At 67.6% G+C, this 18861-nt stretch carries 15 protein-coding genes; 7 read left to right on the top strand and 8 right to left on the bottom strand.

What is annotated here, in order from left to right; genetic code table 11:
- The first annotated feature begins 263 nt into the window (after positions 1 to 263).
- From lipB to AC5Y46_RS05670, 3 genes are read left to right on the top strand one after another with little or no spacing between them, the layout of a single operon-like run.
- Positions 264 to 953: a lipoyl(octanoyl) transferase LipB gene (gene lipB / locus AC5Y46_RS05660; protein ID WP_499990477.1), complete on the top strand. Its 690-nt coding sequence runs from the start codon at positions 264 to 266 to the stop codon at positions 951 to 953.
- Positions 950 to 1885 (top strand): lipoyl synthase, encoded by a 936-nt coding sequence (lipA, locus tag AC5Y46_RS05665; protein ID WP_499990331.1) that lies wholly within the window; start codon positions 950 to 952, stop codon positions 1883 to 1885. Before lipB ends, lipA begins: the two co-directional genes overlap by 4 nt.
- 26 nt (positions 1886 to 1911) lie before the next feature.
- Entirely contained in the window at positions 1912 to 2664 is a 753-nt protein-coding gene (locus tag AC5Y46_RS05670; RefSeq protein ID WP_499945710.1) for a DUF4191 domain-containing protein, read from the top strand.
- Positions 2665 to 2674: 10 nt separating this feature from the next.
- Here the strand turns inward: AC5Y46_RS05670 and AC5Y46_RS05675 are convergent, their stop codons facing one another.
- Positions 2675 to 3097, bottom strand: a complete 423-nt coding sequence (locus tag AC5Y46_RS05675) for an RDD family protein (protein WP_499990333.1) — start codon at positions 3095 to 3097, stop codon at positions 2675 to 2677.
- A gap of 228 nt (positions 3098 to 3325) precedes the next feature.
- Between AC5Y46_RS05675 and glnA (AC5Y46_RS05680) the strand changes: the two genes are divergently transcribed.
- Positions 3326 to 4762, top strand: coding sequence for a type I glutamate--ammonia ligase (gene glnA, locus AC5Y46_RS05680; RefSeq protein WP_499945707.1), 1437 nt, complete (start codon positions 3326 to 3328; stop codon positions 4760 to 4762).
- Positions 4763 to 4998: 236 nt separating this feature from the next.
- Entirely contained in the window at positions 4999 to 6594 is a 1596-nt protein-coding gene (locus AC5Y46_RS05685; RefSeq protein WP_499990335.1) for a protein kinase family protein, read from the top strand.
- Positions 6595 to 6631: 37 nt separating this feature from the next.
- On the opposite strand, the gene AC5Y46_RS05690 is transcribed toward AC5Y46_RS05685, so the two are convergent.
- The 6 genes from AC5Y46_RS05690 to AC5Y46_RS05715 form a co-directional block, all read right to left on the bottom strand.
- Positions 6632 to 7492, bottom strand: coding sequence for a TIGR03619 family F420-dependent LLM class oxidoreductase (locus tag AC5Y46_RS05690; protein WP_499990336.1), 861 nt, complete (start codon positions 7490 to 7492; stop codon positions 6632 to 6634).
- Complete coding sequence (locus AC5Y46_RS05695) at positions 7489 to 8136, bottom strand: PaaI family thioesterase (protein ID WP_499990337.1); 648 nt, start codon at positions 8134 to 8136, stop codon at positions 7489 to 7491. The genes AC5Y46_RS05690 and AC5Y46_RS05695 overlap by 4 nt, the downstream gene beginning before the upstream one ends.
- Entirely contained in the window at positions 8133 to 11132 is a 3000-nt protein-coding gene (locus tag AC5Y46_RS05700; RefSeq protein WP_499990338.1) for a bifunctional [glutamine synthetase] adenylyltransferase/[glutamine synthetase]-adenylyl-L-tyrosine phosphorylase, read from the bottom strand. The genes AC5Y46_RS05695 and AC5Y46_RS05700 overlap by 4 nt, the downstream gene beginning before the upstream one ends.
- 74 nt (positions 11133 to 11206) lie before the next feature.
- Positions 11207 to 12547, bottom strand: coding sequence for a type I glutamate--ammonia ligase (gene glnA, locus AC5Y46_RS05705; protein WP_499945700.1), 1341 nt, complete (start codon positions 12545 to 12547; stop codon positions 11207 to 11209).
- 66 nt (positions 12548 to 12613) lie between these two features.
- Positions 12614 to 14167, bottom strand: a complete 1554-nt coding sequence (locus AC5Y46_RS05710; protein WP_499945755.1) for an alpha/beta hydrolase — start codon at positions 14165 to 14167, stop codon at positions 12614 to 12616.
- A gap of 141 nt (positions 14168 to 14308) precedes the next feature.
- On the bottom strand, positions 14309 to 15868 hold the full coding sequence (locus AC5Y46_RS05715; protein WP_499990339.1) for an alpha/beta hydrolase: 1560 nt from the start codon (positions 15866 to 15868) through the stop codon (positions 14309 to 14311).
- Between the two features lie 290 nt (positions 15869 to 16158).
- Here AC5Y46_RS05715 and panB point away from each other — a divergent pair, with 290 nt between their 5' ends.
- On the top strand, positions 16159 to 17001 hold the full coding sequence (gene panB / locus AC5Y46_RS05720; protein ID WP_499990340.1) for a 3-methyl-2-oxobutanoate hydroxymethyltransferase: 843 nt from the start codon (positions 16159 to 16161) through the stop codon (positions 16999 to 17001).
- Positions 17002 to 17007: 6 nt separating this feature from the next.
- Here the strand turns inward: panB and AC5Y46_RS05725 are convergent, their stop codons facing one another.
- Positions 17008 to 17229, bottom strand: coding sequence for a hypothetical protein (locus tag AC5Y46_RS05725; protein WP_499945696.1), 222 nt, complete (start codon positions 17227 to 17229; stop codon positions 17008 to 17010).
- An 84-nt stretch (positions 17230 to 17313) separates the two neighbouring features.
- On the opposite strand from AC5Y46_RS05725, the gene AC5Y46_RS05730 reads away from it, so the two are divergent.
- Complete coding sequence (locus tag AC5Y46_RS05730; RefSeq protein WP_499990342.1) at positions 17314 to 18855, top strand: CYTH and CHAD domain-containing protein; 1542 nt, start codon at positions 17314 to 17316, stop codon at positions 18853 to 18855.
- Positions 18856 to 18861: the final 6 nt, after the last annotated feature.

Below are 18861 nucleotides of genomic sequence, written 5' to 3' on the forward strand. Positions count from 1 at the left end.
TCACAGGCGCGGTTCACGCGGCAGCTTGCTCGAGCCGGTCCACGGCCTTGAGCGTGAATCCTCGGCGTTGGTTGTGAAATGACGGCTTTCGGAGTGAACCCATGGTGGGAAAGTCGGCGCGATTCCGCCCAGGCTTCACTCGCGAAGCCCACGATTCACACTGAACGCCCACGATTCACACCGAACGACACAGTGACCCAAGCCGACGCCCCGCCGTGGCGCTCGGGGCGGCTCCGGCCGGTAGCGTGGCGTTCGTGACCAAGGTGACGGAGTCGATCCGCGCCGCCACCAGCGCGATCGACATCCGCCAGCTGGGCAGCGTCGACTACGGTGCCGCCTGGCAACTGCAGCGCGAGCTGGCCGACTCCCGGGTCGCCGGTGGCCCCGACACGCTGTTACTGCTGGAACACCCCGCCGTCTACACCGCCGGACGTCGCACCGAACCCCAGGAACGCCCGCTGGACGGCACTCCCGTCGTGGACACCGATCGCGGCGGCAAGATCACCTGGCATGGCCCCGGCCAGCTGGTCGGCTACCCGGTCATCGGGCTGGCCGAACCGTTGGACGTGGTGAATTACGTGCGGCGCCTGGAAGAAGCCCTCATCCGGGTGTGCCGCGAGGCCGGGGTGGAAGCCGGACGGGTCGAGGGACGCTCGGGAGTGTGGATCCCCGGCCGGCCGGCGCGCAAAGTCGCCGCCATCGGGGTCCGGGTGGCACGCGCGACGACGCTGCACGGGTTCGCGCTCAACTGCGACTGCGACCTGGCTGCGTTCACCGCGATCGTGCCGTGCGGCATCAGCGACGCCGGCGTGACGTCGTTGTCTTCCGAACTGCAGCGCACGGTCACTGTCGACGAGGTACGCGGCGCCGTCGCCGACGCCGTCTGCGCTGCCCTCGACGGTCTGCTTCCGGTCCGGGAACACGACATCACCCGCGTAACATCGACGTCGTGACTGTCGCACCCGAAGGCCGCAAATTGCTGCGTCTGGAGGTGCGCAACGCCCAGACACCCATCGAGCGCAAACCGCCGTGGATCAAGACGCGGGTCCGGATGGGGCCGGAGTACACCGAGCTCAAGAGCCTGGTCCGGCGCGAGGGTCTGCACACGGTCTGCGAGGAAGCCGGCTGCCCCAACATCTTCGAATGCTGGGAGGACCGGGAAGCCACCTTCCTGATCGGCGGCGACCAGTGCACCCGCCGCTGCGACTTCTGTCAGATCGACACCGGAAAGCCGGCCGACCTCGACCGCGACGAACCGCGCCGGGTCGCCGAGAGCGTCCACACCATGGGGTTGCGGTATGCCACCATCACCGGAGTCGCCCGCGACGACCTGCCCGACGGCGGAGCCTGGCTGTATGCGCAGACGGTGCGCGCCATCAAGGAGCTGAACCCCGACACCGGTGTCGAACTGCTGGTCCCCGACTTCAACGGCGAACCCGCCCGGCTCGCCGAGGTCTTCGAATCACGTCCAGAAGTGTTGGCGCACAACGTCGAAACCGTGCCACGAATCTTCAAGCGGATCCGGCCGGCGTTCACTTACCAGCGCAGCCTGGACGTTCTGGGCGCGGCGCGCAAGGCCGGCCTGGTCACCAAGAGCAATCTCATCCTCGGCCTGGGCGAAACTCCCGACGAGGTGCGCATCGCGCTGGCCGATCTGCACGCGGCGGGTTGCGACATCGTCACCATCACCCAGTACCTGCGCCCGTCGGCCCGACACCATCCCGTCGAACGGTGGGTCACTCCCGAGGAGTTCGTCGGCTTGGCGCAATACGCCGAGGGGTTGGGCTTCGCCGGCGTGTTGGCCGGGCCGCTGGTGCGCTCCTCGTATCGGGCCGGGCGGCTCTACGAACAGGCCCGAACCGCGCGCACCTCGACGCCCGGGTAACCGGCGCGTACGTATCCTTGGTGACTATGGCCAAACCCCGAACTGTTGCCGAGAACAAGGCCGCCAAGGCCGAGGCGACGGCCGCCCGCAAGGCGGCGTCCAGAGACCGTCGCAAGCAGCTGTGGCAGGCGTTCAACATCCAGCGCAAGCAGGACAAGCGGCTGTTGCCGTACATGATCGTCGCGTTCGTGCTGATCGCCGGCACGTCGGTGGGGGTCGGGATTTGGGCCGGCGGTCTCACCGCAATCATGATGCCGGTGTTCGGCCTGGTGCTGGGCGCGCTGGTGGCGTTCATCATCTTCGGACGCCGCGCCCAGAAAAGCATCTACCGCCAAGCCGAGGGCCAGGCCGGGGCGGCGGCATGGGTGCTGGACAACATGCGCGGGAAGTGGCGGGTGACCCCCGGGGTGGCGCAGACCGGTCACTTCGACGCGGTACACCGGGTGATCGGCCGGCCGGGTGTGATCTTCGTCGGGGAAGGGTCGACGGGCCGCGTCAAGCCGCTGCTGGCGCAGGAGAAGAAGCGCACGGCGCGCATCGTGGGCGACATTCCGATTTACGACATCATCGTCGGCAACGGCGAGGGCGAGATTCCGCTGGCCAAGCTGGAGCGCCACCTGACCCGGCTGCCGGCCAACATCTCCGCCAAGCAGATGGACTCACTCGAGTCGCGGTTGGCCGCGCTGGGATCGCGGGCCGGCACCGGCATGCTGCCGAAGGGGCCGCTGCCGAACTCGGGCAAGATGCGCGGCGTCCAGCGCACCGTGCGCCGCAAATAGCCCATACCCGTCAGCGTCGCAGTATCGCGGTGTTGGTCAGCCTGTCCTGCAGCCCCCGCCCGTCGGCATCGGTGAACAGCGGTGGGACCACCAGGAAGATCAGCACGCCACGTGCCAAAGACCGTCCGATGCCGATCGGCAGCCGACCGTCCACGGCCGCCACTTGCAGTCCCAGCACCAGCTGACCGGGACTGACACCGAACAGTCGCACCGACACCGCACCCAGCACCAGCCAGATGACCAATTGCATCGTGGACAAGACCGTGTCCGGGATCGCACCGAGCGTCAGAGCCAGCAGCGCAAGCCCGCCCGCGATCAGCCAGTCGACCAGCAGGGCCAGCAACCGGCGCCCCATCGGGGCCAGCGAACCCGACCCGGACTGCGGCAAGCCCAGCGCCTGACCCGGATAACCGGCAGTCGATTCCTGCGTCACCGTGTTCGTCCGGTCACCACATGTCCGGGTGCCGGTACAGCGCAGTGCCGCACTGACACGTGACCGGTTACGATCTTGCGGGCCATGGCTTCAACAATAGGGCTCCGGACTTGCCCGAGCTCTGCTGCGGTGCCGTGGTACGTAACGCCCGCGCAATACGGGGTTGACGGACTTGTAACAACACGTCCCTAGCGTCGGCCGCGAATCACCGAGTAAAAGGAGCCTTCTGTGACGGATAAGACGCCCGACGACGTCTTCAAACTTGCCAAAGACGAAAACGTCGAGTTTGTCGACGTCCGTTTCTGCGACCTGCCGGGAATCATGCAGCACTTCACGATCCCGATTTCGTTCTTCGACGAGAGCGTGTTCGAGGACGGCCTGGCCTTCGACGGCTCGTCCATCCGCGGTTTCCAGTCGATCCACGAGTCCGACATGCTGCTGCTCCCGGACCCCGTGACGGCCAAGATCGACCAGTTCCGCGAAGCCAAGACGCTGAACCTGAACTTCTTCGTGCACGACCCGTTCACCCTCGAGCCCTACTCCCGCGACCCCCGCAACGTCGCCCGCAAGGCCGAGAACTATCTGATCAGCACCGGCATCGCCGACACCGCCTACTTCGGCGCCGAGGCCGAGTTCTACATCTTCGACTCGGTGAGCTTCGACTCACGCACCAACGGTTCGTTCTACGAGGTGGATGCCATCTCGGGCTGGTGGAACACCGGCGCCCCGAACGAGGCCGACGGCAGCCCCAACCGCGGGTACAAGGTCCGCCCCAAGGGTGGGTACTTCCCGGTGGCGCCCGTCGACCACTACGTCGACCTGCGCGACAAGATGCTCACCAACCTGATCAACGCCGGGTTCAGCCTGGAGAAGGGCCACCACGAGGTTGGCACCGGCGGTCAGGCCGAGATCAACTACAAGTTCAACACGCTGCTGCACGCCGCCGACGACATGCAGCTGTACAAGTACATCGTCAAGAACACCGCGTGGCAGAACGGCAAGACCGTCACGTTCATGCCCAAGCCGCTGTTCGGTGACAACGGTTCGGGGATGCACACCCACCAGTCGCTGTGGAAGGACGGCACCCCGCTGATGTACGACGAGACCGGGTACGCCGGCCTGTCGGACACCGCACGCCACTACATCGGCGGTCTACTGCACCACGCGCCGTCGCTGTTGGCGTTCACCAACCCGACGGTGAACTCCTACAAGCGCCTGGTGCCGGGCTACGAGGCTCCGATCAACCTGGTGTACAGCCAGCGCAACCGCTCGGCGTGTGTCCGCATCCCGATCACCGGCAGCAACCCGAAGGCCAAGCGGCTGGAGTTCCGCTGCCCCGACTCGTCGGGCAACCCGTACCTGGCGTTCTCGGCCATGCTGATGGCCGGCCTGGACGGCATCAAGAACAAGATCGAGCCGCAGGCGCCGGTCGACAAGGACCTCTACGAGCTGCCGCCGGAGGAGGCCGCCAACATCCCGCAGGCTCCGACCCAGCTGTCGGCGGTGATCGACCGGCTCGAAGAGGACCACGAGTACCTCACCGAGGGTGGGGTGTTCACGACGGACCTGATCGAGACCTGGATCAACTTCAAGCGGGAGAACGAGATCCTGCCGGTCCAGATCCGGCCGACCCCGTACGAGTTCGCGCTGTACTACGACGTGTAACCCGTATCACCCCCTGCTGGACCCCTTTTTCGACGAAGCCACCCGCGCCGCAATCCGTTGCGGCAAGGGTGGTTTCGTCTTTGTCGGTCGCGGTCGGCGGCAACGAGGCAATCGGCGAGCAGCCGCGTGGGGGTTTGGGACGGCACAGGCGCGGCTATGTGAATGAGCAACCATTCACAGCATCGGTTCGCGTCCCGGGCGATGCGAGCGATGCCTTGCGGGAACGAGACGAAGCGATGACCGGCAGCCAGCCCTTTGCGCCGGAGGCAACGACACGGATCTCCTATCTGTGGACCGAACCGCGTTCGCCCAGTGGAGAGCGGAACCCCCTGGTCGCGGGCGCCACCATCGCAAGCGGCCGGATCCGGTTGATGCTGTTCTACGGCGAGTCGCCGCATCTGCAATTTTGGCAAGCCGCCGACACGGTCACCGGGCAGCATCTGGCGGTCACGGTCGTCGATCCGGAGAATGCCCTGCCCAAAGCGACTGTCGATGCGATCCTTGCCCGCACCGCGAGTCTGCGGGGCATCGACTCGCCCCACCTGGCAACGGTGATCGACGTGGGTCGCGACTACTGCGGCGGGGTGGTGGTCTCCGAATGGCTACGCGGTGCCACCTTGAGAGAAGTAGCCGATATCGGCCTGTCGCCCGCCCGCGTCGCAGATGCCGTGTCATCGCTTGCCGAAGCCGCGGACGCCGCGCATCGGGCTGGATTGATGTTGTCTATCGACCATCCGGCTCGAATCCGGGTCAGCAGGGACGGGAGTGCCGCGTTGGCCTTTCCGGCGACGATGCCGGACGCGACTGCACGTGACGACCTCCGCGGCATCGGTGCGGTCATGTATGCCCTGCTGGTCAACCGCTGGCCCTTCAAAACCGAAGGTGTGAGCCAGGATTGGCGTCACGCCGAACTGGATGCCGAAGGTCGCATCAAGGAACCCGCAGCCTTCGACCCGCGTGTTCCGTTCCTCATCTCGTCCACCGCCGCCGGCCTGGTTCGTGACGGAGAGGGTATCCGCAGCGCCAAGACACTCACGACGTTGCTGCGCGAAGCCAGTGCCGAAGCCAAACACGCCGCGGATCCCGCCACCACTCAGGAGCTGCTTGCGGTACCCGCCCCGGGTAGCTATGCCGGCTTCCGCAATTTCGGGCCAGCCGAGCGGGCCGAACACGCGCGCCGTCAGCTCGTCAAGACATGCCTCGGGACGGCGGCGGCGATCGTCCTGGTGCTGTTGCTCAGCTTCGCCACCACACTCAGCCGGGTGGTGGGCGTCTTGGACACCGACGTCGCGATGGACGGGCACAAGCTGGGGCTCCAGGCGACCCAGACGTCCCAGCCCTCGGCCCTGCCGACACTGGCGGCAGCCGGCCCGGGACCGCTCAAACCGCTTCAGGCAGTGGTGTTCTCCCCCGGCGGTGCGCCGGACAGTCCGGATTCCGCAGGCCTGGCGATCGACGGCAACCCCGGCACCGCCTGGTCGACCGACACCTACTTCGACCCGCAGCCGTTCCCCAGGTTCAAGGACGGTGTGGGACTGCTATTGCAGGCTCCGCAACCGACATCGCTCAGCACTGTCACCGTCGACCTGAACAGCACCGGCACCGTGATACAGATCCGGTCATCGGCGACGGCAACGCCCGCGAAGCTCTCCGACACCGCCGAACTCAGTCCCCCCACCGCCGTGCATCCCGGCCACAACGTCATTCCGGTAACCGCCTCCGCGCCAACGACATTCGTGTTGGTTTGGATAAGCACTCTGGGCGCCACCGGCGGCCGGAGCCATTCCGATATCGCCGAAGTCAGTCTCGAGACCGCCGTTCAGGTCAGGTGACCGACACCTCAGAGCTTCGGGCGGCGCCCGATGATCATCACCCGTCGAGACCCAGATCCTTGCGGAAGCGCCGCATGCCGTCGATCTTGTCCGACAGCGACGCATCCGGGCCGCTGTAGAACATCCACGGCATGGTGATGATGCCGGTGATGCCGGCCTCCTCGGCGCGCCGGTAGTCGGCGGCGGTGAACGCGTCGGTCAGCGGGGTCAGGACCGTGAAACCGTCCATGGACAAACCGTTTTCGTCCCGCAGCTGGCGCAGCCGGACGACGGCTTCCACGGCACGCTCGGTCTTGATCAGATCCCCGATCCAACCGTCGTGGCGGGCGGCGCGGCGCAGCGCGATGTCGCTGAGGCCGCCGACGTACACCGGTATCGGCGGCGGCGTCGGCTGCATCTCCAGGCGCGGCGCCTGGTAGAACCGGCCGTCGAATTCGGTCCAGCCCGGTTGCCATAGCGCCCGCATCAACTCGATCATCTCGTCGGTGCGTTTGCCGCGCGCCTCGAACTGCTCCCCCATCAGGGTGAACTCTTCGCGGCACCAGCCCACGCCGATACCTAACTCCACCCGGCCGGAGGCCAAAACACCTGCGGTGCCAATGGCTTTGGCCGCCGAATAGGGATTGCGCATCGCCGGGATGTAGACCGTGTTGACGAATTTCAGCCGCGTGGTGACCTGTGCGAGCGCACCGATGAGAACCCAGGGATCGGGCCAGTCGGTGAACGGCTGCCAGCGTCGTTGCCCGTCCTTGGTGTACGGGTACGGGGTCTGCAGCGTCTCCAGGTTGACGACGTGGTCGGGGATGCCGATGCCGTCGTAGCCGAGTTCGTCTGCGGCCTTGGCTATTTCGATGATCTCCGGGGTGTTCAGGAACGCGCTGCTGACGTAGAACTTCACTGCCCGTTCCTCACCCAAGAAGGCTCGATGAAGACACCGTCGGCTTCGACCGTGACACCTGTGGCATCCGAAATGGTGCCCCGCGCAAACACTTTGACGCCCTCTTTGCGTTCGATCCAGGCGTCGCAACGCAGCGGCCCCAGCGGAGTGCCGCGCAGATACTTCACCGTGATGGTCCCGGTGAAGCGCGGCTTGGAGAGTCCCTCGCTGGCCGCCTCGCCGAGCATGTGGTCGAGCACCAACGCGCTGACGCCGCCGTGCACCAGTGTGGGTGGACCCTCGTAGGCGCAGCCGAGGACGAATTCGGACCAGCACCTCCCACCGCCTTCGTGCTGCACGACGATCGGTGGCGCGATCGGATTGCACACGCCCACAACGGCATTGCCCAACGGCAGGGGACGGTCGCCGACGCGGTAGCTGACCCTGCCGGGGCGGGTTCGTTGCCGCAGCGATTCGGTGACCGACGCGATCGCGGCCGTCGCCGCAGCGACGGCGTCGTCGTCAGCCTCGGTGCGGATGGTCGCGTCCAAGAGTTCCCGGACGGCCTGCGCCAGCGGCGCATACAAGGCGGTCACCCGGCCCGCCTCCGCGGCGCTCAACTCCTCGAAGTCGACGCCGCCCAGCGCCCCCATCTCCTGACTCAACTGCCGAACACCTTGCGCACCACCGCTTTCGCCCGTCGCGTCACCCGAAGATAGTTGTCCAAGAACTCTCCGCCGTCGTCGTTGTGCCACCCGGCGGCGACCGCCACGGCGTTGAGCTGACGTCCCGGTCCGGGCAGCTGGTCGGTGGGCTTGCCCCGGACCAGCACCAGCGCGTTGCGGGCGGCGGTGGCGGTCAGCCACGCCTGCCGCAACAGGTCGACCTCGTCGTGGTCGACCAGACCGGTCTCGGCGATCACGTCCAGTGACTGCAACGTCGAAGTGTTGTGCAGGGCTTCGATCTCGTGGGCGTGCTGCAGTTGTAGCAGCTGCACGGTCCACTCGATGTCGGCCAGGCCACCGCGGCCCAGCTTGGTGTGGGTGTTCGGGTCGGCGCCGCGCGGCAACCGCTCGGACTCCACGCGCGCCTTGATCCGGCGGATCTCGTGCACCGTCTCGGCCGACACCCCGTGCGCGGGATAGCGCGTCTTGTCGATCATCAGCAGGAACCGTCTGCCCAGCTCCGGGTCGCCGGCCACCGCGTGCGCACGCAGCAGGGCCTGCACCTCCCACGGCTGCGCCCACTGCGCGTAGTAGGCCTCGTACGAGGCCAGGGTGCGCACCAGCGGGCCGTTGCGGCCCTCCGGCCGCAGGTTGGCGTCGACCTCCAGCGGCGGATCCACGCTGGGCGTCCCCAAATGCTTGCGGACCTGCTCGGCGACCGTCGTCGCCCACTTCACCGCCTGGGAGTCCGGCACACCCGCGGTCGGCTCGCAGACGAACATCACGTCGGCATCCGAGCCGTAGCCCAGTTCCGCGCCACCCAGCCGACCCATCCCGATGACCGCAAGCGCCGCCGGCGCGCGCCCGTCCTCGGGCAGGTTGGCGCGCACCACCGCATTGAGCGCGGCCTGCAGCACGGCGACCCAGATCGAGGTCAGCGCGGCGCACACCTCCCGGACTTCGAGCATCCCGAACAGGTCCGCCGAGCCGATGCGGGCCAGCTCGCGACGGCGCAGCGTCCGCGCGGAGCTGACGGCACGCGCCGGGTCGCTGTAGCGTCCCGCCGAGGCGACCAGCGCGCGTGCCACCGCCACCGGTTCGGTCTCGAGCAGCTTGGGCCCGGACGCGCCGTCTCCGTAGGACTGGATGACCTCCGGTGCTCGCATCAACAGGTCGGGCACGAACGCCGACGTGCCGAGCACATGCATGAGACGCCGGCCCACGGTCGGTTTGTCGCGCAGCGTCGCCAGGTACCAGGTCTGGGCGGCCAGCGCCTCGCTGAGTTTGCGGTAGGCCAGCAGCCCGCCGTCGGGGTCGGGCGCGTAGGACAGCCAGTCCAGCAGTCGCGGCATCAGCACCGACTGCACCCGGCCGCGCCGGCCGCTGAGGTTGACCAGCGCCGACATGTGCTTCAGCGCGATCTGCGGCGCCTCGTAACCCAGCGCGCCCAATTGACGCGCCGCGGCCTCCGGGGTCATGCGGCCGCCGGCGATCTCCAGCCCGGCCGGGCCGACGGACTCCAGCAGCGGCTGATAGAACAACTTGGCGTGCAGCCGGGAGACCCGGACGTTCTGGTGCTTGAGTTCCTCGCGCAACACCCCGGCCGCGTCGTGGCGTCCGTCGGGGCGGATGTGCGCCGCGCGGGCCAGCCAGCGCACCGCCTCGTCGTCGTCGGGCTCGGGCAGCAGATGGGTGCGCTTGAGCCGCTGCAGTTGCAGCCGGTGCTCGAGCAGTCGCAGGAACTCGTAGGAGGCGATCATGTTCGCCGTATCCTCGCGCCCGATGTAGCCGCCCTCACCCAACGCCGTAAGCGCGTCCACCGTGGAGGCGACGTGCAGCGAGTCGTCGCTGCGGCCGTGCACCAACTGCAGCAGTTGCGCGGCGAACTCCACGTCACGCAACCCGCCGCTGCCGAGTTTGAGCTCACGGCCGCGGATGTCGGCGGGCACCAGCTGTTCCACCCGGCGCCGCATGGCCTGCACCTCGGGCACGAAATCCTCGCGCTCGCAGGCGGTCCACACCATCGGCATCAACGCTTCGAGGTATCGCTCGCCGAGTTCGGGGTCCCCGGCCGCGGGCCGGGCTTTCATCAACGCCTGGAACTCCCAGGTCTTGGCCCAACGCTGGTAGTACGCGACGTGCGACTCCAGCGTCCGGACCAGTTCACCGCTGCGACCCTCCGGGCGTAGCCCCGCGTCGACTTCGAAGAACGCCTCCGACGCCAGCCGCATCATCTCCCCGGCGACGCGGTTGCTGATCGGGTCGGCACGCTCGCCGACGAAGATCACGTCCACGTCGCTGACGTAATTCAGTTCGCGCGCACCGCATTTGCCCATCGCGATGACGGCCAGCCGCGGTGCTGTGCGGTCGCCGCACACCGTGTTCTCGGCCACGCGCAACGCGGCCGCCAGGGCGGCGTCGGCGGTGTCGGAGAGCTGCGCGGCGACCGTGGTGAACGGCAGCACCGGCTCGTCCTCCACCGTCGCGGCCAAATCCAGCGCGGCCAGGACCAACAGTTGATCGCGGTACTTCGCCCGCAACCGGTGCACGACCGTAGCGGGCGCGCCCGAGGATTCCTCGGCGCATTCCAGGAACGCCGCGCGCAACTCGGCGCGGGACGGCAGTTCGACCTTGCCCCGCAACAGTTTCCACGACTGGGCGTTGGCGATCAGATGATCTCCCAGCGCCAGTGAGGAACCCAGCACCGCGAACAACCGACCGCGCAGGCCGAGCTCGGTCAGCAGTGCCGCGTTCAGTTCGTCCCAGTCGGCGTCGGGATTCTCCGAGAGCCGGATCAGCGCACGCAACGCAGCGTCGGCGTCCGGCGCGCGGGACAGCGACCAGAGCAGATCGACGTGCGCCTGGTCGTCGTGGCGGTCCCACCCCAGTTGGGACAGCTGAGCACCGGCTCGCGGGTCCACCAGTCCGAGACGGCCGACGCTGGGCAGCTTGGGTCGCTGCGTCGTCGGCTTGGTCACGACACGCGCCGACGACAATGCAGAGCGAAGCGATGAGGAGTGGCGCCCACGACAATGACGGTAGCGCAGTGGGCCTGTCGGTCGCCGATCAGCTACAGCGACAGGTAGGAGCGCAGCTCGAACGGCGTGACGTGGCTGCGGTAGTTGGCCCACTCCGCGCGCTTGTTGCGCAAGAAGAAGTCAAATACGTGCTCCCCCAACGCCTCCGCGACCAGCTCGGAGGATTCCATGGCACGCAATGCGTTGTCCAGACTGGACGGCAGTTCGCGGTAGCCCATGGTGCGGCGTTCCTCGGGTGTGAGGTCCCAGACGTTGTCCTCGGCCTGCGGGCCCAGCACGTAACCCTTCTCCACGCCGCGCAGTCCGGCGGCCAGCAGCACCGCAAACGTCAGGTAGGGGTTGCACGCCGAGTCGGGGCTACGCACCTCGACCCGCCGCGACGACGTCTTGTGCGGGGTGTACATCGGAACGCGCACCAGCGCGGAGCGGTTGGCCGCGCCCCAGGACGCCGCGGTCGGCGCCTCACCGCCGTGCACCAGTCGCTTGTAGGAGTTCACCCACTGGTTGGTGACGGCGCTGATCTCCGAGGCGTGTTCGAGTATCCCGGCGATGAAGGACTTTCCGACTTCGGACAGTTGCAGCGGGTCGTCGTCGCTGTGGAAGGCGTTCACGTCGCCCTCGAACAGGCTCATGTGGGTGTGCATCGCCGAACCCGCGTGCTGTCCGAACGGCTTGGGCATGAACGACGCGCGCACGCCTTCGTCCAGCGCCACCTCTTTGATGACGTAGCGGAAGGTCATCACGTTGTCGGCCATCGACAGCGCATCGGCGAACCGCAGGTCGATCTCCTGCTGTCCGGGCGCACCTTCGTGATGGCTGAATTCCACCGAGATGCCCATGAATTCCAGCGCGTCGATCGCGTGGCGGCGGAACTTCGACGCGGACTCGTGCACCGCCTGGTCGAAGTATCCGGCGTTGTCGATAGGCACCGGCTCCGACCCGTCCTCCGGACCGGGCTGCAGCAGGAAGAACTCGATCTCGGGGTGCACGTAGCAGGAGAACCCGAGGTCGTTGGCCTTCTGCAACTGGCGCCGCAGCACGTGGCGCGGGTCCGCCCAGGACGGCGAGCCGTCCGGCATGGTGATGTCGCAGAACATCCGGGCCGAGTGGTAGTGGTCGGTTTTGTCGGCCCACGGCAGCACCTGGAAGGTCGACGGGTCGGGGTGCGCGACGGTGTCGGATTCCGACACCCGGGCGAAGCCTTCGATCGACGATCCGTCGAAGCCGATGCCCTCTTCGAAGGCCCCTTCGAGTTCAGCCGGCGCTATCGCAACCGACTTGAGATACCCGAGCACGTCGGTGAACCACAGCCGGACGAAACGGATGTCGCGCTCTTCCAGCGTGCGGAGGACGAACTCCTTCTGCCGATCCATACCCGCACCCTAGGCATGCTCTGTTAAATCCGTGTTACCGATGCCTCGCCAGACGCGTTGCGGTGCTCATCCCTGGCAGCGCAAATTGGGTGGCGGCAGCGTCAGATCGAGGAAGTAGCGGACCACGGCCGCGTCCACGCAATTGTTGCCGTCGAACACCGCGGTGTGCTGGGTTCCGTCGTAGGTGATCAGTGTGCCGCCCAATTGCCGGGCCAGGTCGACGCCGGCCTGGTAGGGGGTGGCCGGGTCGTGCGTGGTCGAGACGACGACGACCTTGCCCGGCGGGGCCGGTGCCGCAGTGTGCGGCGTGGAGGTCGCCGGCACCGGCCACAACGCGCAGATGTCGCGGGGAGCGGCACCGGTGAACTGGCCGTAGCTCAAAAAGGGGGCCACCTCGCGGAGGCGCCGATCGGCCGAAACCCAGGACGCGGCGTCGGTCGGTGTCGGCGCGTCGACACATCGGATCGCGTTGAACGCATCCTGGCCGTTGTCGTAGTGCCCCTGCTTGTCCCGGCCGTTGTAGTCGTCGGCCAGCAGCAGCAGGTCTCCCGCGTCGGTGCCGCGCTGCAGTCCCAGCAGGCCGCTGGTCAGATACTTCCAGTGCTGGGGCGTGTAGAGCGCGTTGATGGTGCCGGTGGTCGCGTCGGCGTAGCTCAAGCCACGCGGATCCGAAGTCTTGCCCGGCTTGGCGACGAGCGGGTCGATCAGGGCGTGGTAGCGGCTCACCCATTGGGCTGGATCGGTGCCCAGCGGGCAGGCGGTCGACTTCGCGCAGTCCGCGGCGTAGTCGTTGAACGCGGTCTGAAAGCCCGCCATCTGGTTGACGGTCTGGTCGATCGGGCCGATCATCGGGTCGATGGCGCCGTCGAGCACCATCGCCCGCACGTGCGGTGCGAACCTCTCGATATAGGCGGTGCCCAGCTGGGTCCCGTAGCTGTAGCCGAGGTAGTTGATCTGCTCGTCGCCCAGCGCCTGACGCACCAGGTCCATGTCGCGCGCGGCCGACGCCGTGCCGATGTTGGCCAGGAATGCCTGACCCAGCCGGTCTGCGCAGTGCTGGGCGATTTCCCGGTACAACTGCTCGATGTGCGCGACTCCGGCGGGACTGTAGTCCACCATCGGATCGCGCCGGTAGGCGTCGAACTCGGCGTCGGTGCGGCAGCGCAGTTCCGGCGTCGAGTGGCCCACCCCGCGCGGGTCGAATCCGACCAGATCGAAATGCCGGGCGATGTCGGTGTCTTGAAGGTTGGGCGCCATGCCGGCGACCATGTCCACCGCGGACGCGCCGGGCCCGCCCGGGTTGACCAACAGCGATCCGATCCGCTGCCCGGAAGCCGGGATTCGGATCACCGCGAGCTTCGCTTGCGCTCCGGCGGGTTTGTCGTAGTCGACGGGCACCGCCACCGTGGCGCACTGCGCGGTGGGTATGTCGGTGGTGTCTCCGACGAGGTCGCGGCAGGAGCCCCAGCTCTGTTGTGGCGTCGCGGCGGGCGCCGCCGGGACCGGGGTCTGCCCGCTGTCGGGCTCGGGAGTCGCGCCGGCGACCGACTGTCCGCAGCACACCAGTCCGAACGACAACAGCGCCGAGCTCACCGTTCTCAGGCGCAACATGGCCGAAATCGTCTCACCTTCGGATACCGCAACAGGACGCGGAATGGTCACGCCTTGATCACTTGTCGGCCTTGTGCCGAGTGGGAATCACACGACGCGACACACCGCTGTACCGTCGCGCGATTCACGCTCGCGGGATCGGGAGAGGACTCAGCAGGTCGCGCCGCCCGGCGGTGTGGTGCCGCTGATCAGGTAGGCGGTGACGTGGTCGTCGACGCAGTTGTCGCCCTGGAACACCACCGTGTGCTGGGTCCCGTTGAAGGTCAGCAGCGCGCCTTTGAGCTGCGCGGCCAGGTCGACTCCGGCCTGGTAGGGCGTGGCCGGGTCGTGGGTGGTCGACACGACGATGGTCGGCGGCAGCCCGGGGGCCGAGACGGGGTGCGGCCGGCTGGTCGGGGGCACCGGCCAGAACGCGCAGGTGCCCAGCGGCGCGAAGCCGGTGAACTTCCCGTAGCTCATGAACGGGGCGAGCTCGCGGGCGCGGCGATCTTCTTCGACGATCTTGGCACGGTCGGTGATCGGCGGTTGGTCGACGCAATTGATGGCCACCCGCGCGTCCGTCGAGTTGTTGTAGTGACCGTGTGAGTCGCGACGCATGTACATGTCGGCCAACGCCAGCATGGTGTCGCCGCGGTGTTCGTCGGCCAGTTCGGTCAGCCCGTCGTTGAGGTGGTGCCACAGGTTGGGCGAATACAGCGCCATGATGGTGCCGACGATGGCGTCGCTGTAGCTCAGTCCGCGTGGGTCTTTCGTCTTCGCCGGCCTACTCACGGTCAGGTTGTCCGGATCGATCAGCGGGTTCACCAGATCGTGGTAGACGTCCACAGCCTTGGCCGGGTCATTGCCCAGCGGGCAGCCCGGATCCTTGGCGCAGTCGGCGGCGAAGTCGTCGAACGCATCTTGAAAGCCCTTGGCCTGGCGCAGATCCGCCTCGATCGGGTCGGCGTTCGGATCAACGGCGCCGTCCAAGATCATCGCCCGCACATTCTGCGGGAACGCCTCGGCGTAAGCCGCGCCGATCCGGGTGCCATAGGAATAGCCGAGGTAGGTCAGTTTGGCGTCACCCAGCGCGTTGCGGATCGCGTCGAGGTCCTTGGCCACATCGACCGTCCCGACGTTGGCCAGAAAGCCCTTGCCCATCTTGTCCACGCAGCGCTGCACGAACTGTTTGGTCTCGTTCTCCATGCGTTCCACGCCGGCCTGGCTGTAGTCGACCTGGGGCTCGGCCCGAAGCCGGTCGTTGTCGGCGTCGGAGTTGCACCAGATCGCGGGCCGCGATCCCGCTACGCCCCGAGGGTCGAAGCCCACCAGGTCGAATCGTTCGTGGACCCGTTTGGGCAGTGTCTGGAAGATGCCCAGCGCGGCCTCGATGCCCGACTCCCCGGGCCCACCCGGATTGATCACCAGCGAGCCGATCCTGTCCCCGGTCGCCGGGAAGCGAATCAAGCCCAGCGCCGCCACCTCGCCGTCGGGGTGGGCGTAGTCGACGGGCACGGCGAGCTTCCCGCACATCGCGTTGCCGGGGATCTTGGCCGCGGGATTGGAGCTACGGCACGGTGTCCACACCACCGGCTGGCCCAACCGCGGCTCCGCCATGCGTGCGCGCCCGGCGACCACGTGGACGCAGCCGGCCAGAGTCAGCACCGCGATGGCCAGAGCGGTCCAGACCAGCAGCAGGCGCGCGAGATGGGCGCGGCGACTCAGGCACATGGCTCCCCATGCTGCCAGAGGGCATCCACGGCCCTGGTCAGCGGCCAATTGCCGGGCTCGCCTTCTCCCCCGCGAACGTGCGCAGAGGTACGGCGACACGCCGCTGGCGTTGGCGATGTGTGCACCCTCGCGCGGTGGTACCGGCGGTGCACGCAGGTCGCGCGATGGCGCTTCTCACACGGTCCGGTCGGTGCATCCGCAGGTCCCAGATGGCAGAATGGCAGGGTCAGACGAACCCGGGGACCCTGATTTGGGCCACGAGGATCGACCCGACCACCTTTAGGACAACGATGTCTGAGAACGTCTACGGTTCGAACGCTGCCGCCGCTTCGGCGCCCCGACCCAAGATTCGCACCGTTCACCTGCAGAAATGGAAGTCCGAAGGCCACCGCTGGGGCATGCTCACGGCCTACGACTACTCCACCGCGCGGATCTTCGACGAGGCCGGCATCCCGGTGCTGCTGGTCGGCGACTCCGCCGCCAACGTCGTGTACGGCTACGACACCACGGTGCCGATCTCGATCGATGAGCTGATCCCGCTGGTCCGCGGTGTGGTGCGCGGCGCGCCGCACGCCCTGGTGGTCGCCGACCTGCCGTTCGGCAGTTACGAGGCCGGCCCGGCGGCGGCACTGGCCTCGGCCACCCGGTTCATGAAGGAGGGCGGCGCGCACGCCGTCAAACTCGAGGGCGGTGAGCGGGTAGCCGAGCAGATCGCGTGCCTGACCGCCGCCGGCATCCCGGTGATGGCGCACATCGGTTTCACCCCGCAAAGCGTCAACACCCTGGGCGGGTTCAAGGTCCAGGGCCGCGGTGACGCCGCCGAACAGACCGTCGCCGACGCGATCGCCGTCGCCGAAGCCGGCGCGTTCGCCGTGGTGATGGAAATGGTGCCGGCCGAACTGGCCACCCAGATCACCGGCAAGCTGACCATCCCCACTGTCGGAATCGGGGCCGGACCCAACTGCGACGGCCAGGTATTGGTGTGGCAGGACATGGCCGGAATGAGCGGCGGCAAGGCCGCGCGCTTCGTCAAGCGATTCGCCGACGTGGGTGGCGAATTACGGCGCGCCGCAACCCAATACGCCGAAGAGGTGGCAAGCGGCACGTTCCCCGCCGAAGAGCACTGCTTCTAGGCGCGGCTACCCGACCGCGGGCGGAGTGCCCCACAGGTCGACGACTTCGCCGATGTTGCGCAGCATCACATAGCGGTATCCCGATGCCTCCGCTTTCGCGGTGAACTCGTCGTAGGCAGCGCGCGCACCGGCCTCGTCGCCTTCGTACACAGTGGTCGGCACCGGCGGCACGCCCGTGCTCTGCTCGTCGGCTTCGCCGATCACGACGTTCCACGACTGCTCAGTCATGGCACCCACGCTAACCTGCCGCGTAACCCCGGTGTGGCACTCTATGGTTGCCCGTCCCGCCCCGATCCTCTTACTGGAGAACAAATGCCCGGTAAAGCGCCCAAGTCGGCGCGACATCTGGAGGTCGAGCGCAAGTTCGACGTGGTGGAGTCGACGGTGTCGCCGTCCTTCGAGGGCATCGCGGCGGTGGCGCGGGTGGAGAAGTCGCCGGTCCAGGAACTGGATGCGGTCTACTTCGACACCCCGGCGCAGGACTTGGCGCGCCACAAGATCACGCTGCGCCGCCGTACCGGCGGAACTGACGCCGGCTGGCATCTGAAGTTGCCCGCCGGACCTGACTCGCGCACCGAGATCCACGCCTCGTTGGACTCATCCGACGATGACACGGTGCCGCCCGAGTTGCTGGACGTGGTGCTGGCCATCGTGCGTGACCGTCCGGTCGAGCCGGTCGCGCGCATCACCACGCGACGCGAACGCCAAGTCCTCTACGACGGCGAGGGCGCGGCGCTGGCCGAGTTCAGCGACGACCACGTCACCGCCTGGTCTGCCGCTGAACGCTCCGACGACGCTGACCCCCACGAGCAGCATTGGCACGAATGGGAACTCGAGATTCTCGACACCGACGAGGCCGCCGACCAGACCGCGAACCACGAGCTACTCCACCGGCTGAGCAATCGGCTGCTGGACGCCGGGGCAGCGCCGGCCGGGCACGGGTCGAAGCTGGCGCGGGTGCTCGACAAGACTGCGCAACCGGCCAGCGCCCCGCCGCCCTCCGATCCGGTGCATAGGGCGGTTGCCAAGCACGTCGAGGAGCTGGTCGCCTGGGATCGTGCCGTTCGTGACGACGTCTACGACTCCGTGCACCAGATGCGGGTGATCACCCGCAAGATCCGCAGTCTGCTCAAGGATTCCCAGGAATTGTTCGGATTGGCCGACGGCGCATGGGTTCTCGACGAACTGCGCGAACTCGCCGGTGTGCTGGGAGTAGCACGTGACGCCGAGGTGCTCGGTGAGCGGTACGAGCAGGCGCTCAACGATTTCGATGCGGCGTTGGTGCGTGGCCCGGTGTGGGAGCGTCTCGTCGAGGGCGCCCGGCGCCGCTACCAGATCGGGCTGCGACGCTCGCTGGTGGCGATGCGGTCCAAGAGGTACTTCCGGTTGCTCGACGCGCTCGACGCGTTGGTCGCCAAGCGGCCGGTCACCCCGTTCGGCGAGGAACCTGCGCCCGTCACCATCGACGCGGCGTACAAGCGGGTGCGCAAAGCGGTGAAGAAGGCCGAAGCCGCGGAGAAAGCCGAAGACGACGCCGGCCAGGATGCGGACGAGGCGCTGCATGTCATCCGCAAACGCGCCAAGCGGCTGCGCTACACCGCCGCGGCCACCGGGGACGACGAGGTCGCCGCGCAGGCCAAGGCGATCCAGGCGTTGCTCGGCGACCATCAGGACAGCGCGGTCAGCCGGGAACACCTGTTAGCCCAGGCCGACGCCGCGCACGCCGCCGGCGAAGACACCTTCACCTACGGTCTGCTCTATCAGCGGGAAAGCGATCTGGCCGAGAACAGCACCGCGCAGCTGGACCCCGCGCTGCGCAAGCTGGACCAGGCGGTGAAGCGCGCCCGGCGCTGAGCGGCT

The organism is Mycobacterium sp. NGS59 (assembly GCF_059812345.1).

What these genes read in the sequence shown, in the direction of transcription:
- glnA (WP_499945700.1), bottom strand. Translation starts at nt 12,547, where the DNA reads ATGGATCGGCAGAAGGAGTTCGTCCTCCGCACGCTGGAAGAGCGCGAC.
- AC5Y46_RS05730 (WP_499990342.1), top strand. Translation starts at nt 17,314, where the DNA reads ATGCCCGGTAAAGCGCCCAAGTCGGCGCGACATCTGGAGGTCGAGCGC.
- AC5Y46_RS05715 (WP_499990339.1), bottom strand. Translation starts at nt 15,868, where the DNA reads ATGTGCCTGAGTCGCCGCGCCCATCTCGCGCGCCTGCTGCTGGTCTGG.
- AC5Y46_RS05725 (WP_499945696.1), bottom strand. Translation starts at nt 17,229, where the DNA reads ATGACTGAGCAGTCGTGGAACGTCGTGATCGGCGAAGCCGACGAGCAG.
- AC5Y46_RS05670 (WP_499945710.1), top strand. Translation starts at nt 1,912, where the DNA reads ATGGCCAAACCCCGAACTGTTGCCGAGAACAAGGCCGCCAAGGCCGAG.
- panB (WP_499990340.1), top strand. Translation starts at nt 16,159, where the DNA reads ATGTCTGAGAACGTCTACGGTTCGAACGCTGCCGCCGCTTCGGCGCCC.
- AC5Y46_RS05685 (WP_499990335.1), top strand. Translation starts at nt 4,999, where the DNA reads ATGACCGGCAGCCAGCCCTTTGCGCCGGAGGCAACGACACGGATCTCC.